Below are 3434 nucleotides of genomic sequence, written 5' to 3'. Positions count from 1 at the left end.
CGTCCTGCCGTAGGCCCAGGCGCCGCAGCACCCCGCCGCCAGGGCCGTCGCCGCGCCGACGGCGAGGCGTCGGCGCGTCCGCCCGGCCCGTCGGGGCGAGGCGGTCCCTGTCGTTCTCCCCACCCCGCTCCCCCCGGACGCGTGTGTCTCCGCTGCCGCCCCCGATCGATGTCCGACGATACGAACCTGAGCGTGAGCACGCCAACCCGACCGACGGCATCCGGACAGGGCCGCGCCCCCGGTCACTATGCTCGTCGGATGCTGAGAGAGGTCACCGCCACCCGCTACATCACGCCCCTGCACTCCGGCGGGTCCGTCCCCGGTGTCTTCGAGGCCGACGACCTCGGGACGTACGTCGTGAAGTTCACCGCCTCCGCGCAGGGGCGCAAGGCGCTGGTCGCCGAGGTGATCGTGGGGGAGCTGGCGCGGGCCCTCGGGCTGCGCTTCCCCGAGCTGGTGCTGGTGCACTTCGACCCGGCGGTGGCGGACGGCGAGCCGCACCAGGAGGTGCGGGAGCTGCACGCCGCCAGCGCCGGGGTCAACCTCGGCATGGACTACCTGCCGGGCGCGCGGGACTTCACCCCCGAGGTCGCCGAGGTCTTCCCCGTCGATCCGCTGGAGGCCGGGCGGATCGTCTGGCTCGACGCCCTCACCGTGAACGTGGACCGTACCGTCCACAGTTCCAACCTGGTGGTCTGGCCGACGCTCGGGGTCGCGCCCCCGCGGCTGTGGCTCATCGACCACGGGGCCGCGCTCGTCTTCCACCACCGCTGGGAGGGCTCCGACCCGGCCAGGGCGTACGACTTCCGCCACCACGCCCTCGGCCACTACGGACCCGACGTGCGTGCGGCGGACGCCGAGCTCGCGCCGAAGGTGACCGAGGAACTGCTGCGGTCCGTCACCGCCGAGGTCCCCGACGACTGGCTGGCCGGTGATCCCCGCTTCGCCACGCCCGACGAGGTCCGCGAGGCGTACGTGACGTACCTCCACGCGCGCGTGCGGACGTCCGGGGCGTGGCTGCCCACCGACTTCCCCGGCCCGGACGAGCTCGCCGAGGAGAACGCCCGGCGGGCGGCGAGGACCCGGCGGGGCCGGCCGGACTGGCTGAAGCGGGTCCCCGACCTGCACGGCAAACCGGCGGCGGCCCAGGACTGGTCGGTGCACCTGGGCCGCCCGGACACGTAGGGCTCAGCCCTTGAGCTGCTCGTACGCCGGCAGGGTGAGGAAGTCGGCGTAGTCCTCGTCGAGGGAGACCTTCAGCAGCAGGTCGTGCGCCTGCTGCCAGTTGCCGGCCGCGAAGGCCTCCTCGCCGATCTCCGCGCGGATGCCCGCCAGTTCCTCGGCGGCGACCTTGCGGGCCAGCTCGGCGGTGACCTGTTCGCCGTTGTCGAGGACGACCTCCGCGTTGATCCACTGCCAGATCTGGGAGCGGGAGATCTCGGCGGTGGCGGCGTCCTCCATCAGGTTGAAGATGGCGACCGCGCCGACCCCGTTCAGCCACGCCTCGATGTAACGGATGCCCACCTGAACGGCGTTGACCAGACCCGCGTACGTCGGCCTGGCGTCCAGGGAGTCGACGGCGATGAGGTCGGCCGCCGTCACGTTCACGTCCTCACGCAGGCGGTCCTTCTGGTTCGGCCGGTCGCCGAGCACCCGGTCGAAGGACTCCATGGCGATCGGGACCAGGTCGGGGTGGGCGACCCAGGAGCCGTCGAAACCGTCGTTCGCCTCACGGTCCTTGTCGGCGCGCACCTTCTCGAAGGCCACCTTGTTGACCTCCGCGTCCCGGCGGGACGGGATGAACGCCGCCATGCCGCCGATCGCGTGCGCGCCGCGCCTGTGGCAGGTGCGGACGAGGAGTTCGGTGTACGCGCGCATGAACGGGGCGGTCATCGTCACCGCGTTGCGGTCCGGGAGCACGAACCTCGCCCCGCCGTCACGGAAGTTCTTGACGATGGAGAAGAGGTAGTCCCAGCGGCCGGCGTTCAGACCGGAGGCGTGGTCGCGCAGTTCGTAGAGGATCTCCTCCATCTCGTACGCGGCCGTGATCGTCTCGATCAGGACGGTGGCGCGCACGGTGCCCTGCGGGATGCCGCAGTACTCCTGCGCGAAGACGAACACCTCGTTCCACAGCCGGGCCTCCAGGTGGGACTCCGTCTTGGGGAGGTAGAAGTACGGGCCCTTGCCGAGCTCGATCAGCCGCTTGGCGTTGTGGAAGAAGTACAGGCCGAAGTCGACCAGCGCGCCGGGCACCGGGGTGCCGTCCGGGCCGGTGAGGTGACGCTCGTCCAGGTGCCACCCGCGCGGGCGCATGACGACCGTCGCCAGCTCCGCGTCCGGGCGCAGGGCGTACGACTTGCCGGAGACCGGGTCGGTGAAGTCGATGTTCCGGGTGTAGGCGTCGATCAGGCTGAGCTGGCCGAGGACCACGTTCTCCCAGGTGGGCGCGGAGGCGTCCTCGAAGTCCGCGAGCCAGACCTTCGCGCCCGAGTTGAGGGCGTTGATGGTCATCTTGCGGTCGGTGGGCCCGGTGATCTCGACCCGGCGGTCGTTCAGGGCCTCGGGGGCCGGGGCCACCCGCCAGGAGTCGTCCGCGCGGATCGCGGCCGTCTCCGGCAGGAAGTCGAGCGTGGACGTACGGGCGATCGCGTCGCGGCGCTCCGCGCGGCGGGCGAGCAGCTCGTCACGCCGGGGCGTGAACCGCCGGTGCAGCTCGGCCACGAAGGCGAGCGCCGCCTCGGTGAGGACCTCCTCCTGCCGGGGCAGGGGCTCGGCGTCGACGATGGCCAGCGGGGACGGCGCTGGTGCGGACATCGGCTGTCACTTCCTTCGGCGTGCGTGGCACCGGGTGCCGGTCGACCCGGGTACGGCGGGGACGCCCGTACGGAGGCCGGGCGCTTCTGAGCAGTGGATAGTAGTTTCCTCATGGTGGAAGTTCAATGTTTTGTTGATGTCGAGATTCTCCGGGGCGAGGGAAGGCGGCGCCCGGTGCCACCCTGTCCGCCCGCGGCCGTCCCGGCTCATTCGAGGTGCGCCAGATCCGCCTCGGTGTCGATGTCGTACGCCTCGGCCACGTCGCCGCACTCGACGAGCACGAGTCGCTCCGTGTGCTCCTTCAGATAGGCGCGCGCCCCCCGGTCGCCGGTCGCGGTCGCGCCGATCCCGGCCCAGTGCGCGGCGCCGAACAGCACCGGATGGCCGCGCACGCCGTCGTAGGAGGCCGAGACGAGCGAATCGGGGGAGGCGTAGGCGCCGAGCACCCGGGCGACCGCCTCCGGGCCGATGCCGGGCTGGTCGACCAGCGAGACCAGTGCGGCCCGCGCGCCCGCCCCGGCCAGGGAGTCGAGGCCGGCCCGCAGGGAGGTGCCCATGCCCCGCTCCCACGCGGGGTTGTCGACGAGGACGCAGTCCGGCAGACGGGCGCGGGCGCGCAC

General features: G+C 72.2%; 3 protein-coding genes. 1 reads left to right on the top strand and 2 read right to left on the bottom strand.

Annotated elements, in window-relative coordinates; genetic code table 11:
* The first annotated feature begins 258 nt into the window (after positions 1-258).
* Positions 259-1185, top strand: coding sequence for a HipA family kinase (locus B7767_RS15735; RefSeq protein WP_085572738.1), 927 nt, complete (start codon positions 259-261; stop codon positions 1183-1185).
* A 3-nt stretch (positions 1186-1188) separates the two neighbouring features.
* Here B7767_RS15735 and aceB read toward each other — a convergent pair whose 3' ends face one another.
* Together aceB and B7767_RS15725 are read right to left on the bottom strand one after the other, a co-directional pair.
* Positions 1189-2814 carry a malate synthase A gene (gene aceB / locus B7767_RS15730; protein WP_085572737.1) on the bottom strand — a complete coding sequence of 542 codons (1626 nt, stop codon included), beginning with the start codon at positions 2812-2814 and terminating at the stop codon, positions 1189-1191.
* A gap of 206 nt (positions 2815-3020) precedes the next feature.
* Positions 3021-3434, bottom strand: a 414-nt coding sequence (locus tag B7767_RS15725; RefSeq protein ID WP_107486116.1) for an NTP transferase domain-containing protein, incomplete at its 5' end; no start/stop codon positions are given.

The sequence above is a fragment of the Streptomyces sp. 13-12-16 genome, assembly GCF_002114215.1.
GTDB lineage: Bacteria > Actinomycetota > Actinomycetes > Streptomycetales > Streptomycetaceae > Streptomyces.
Note: the sequence above shows the minus strand (reverse complement) of the source record. Positions and strands in the feature narration are given on the sequence as shown.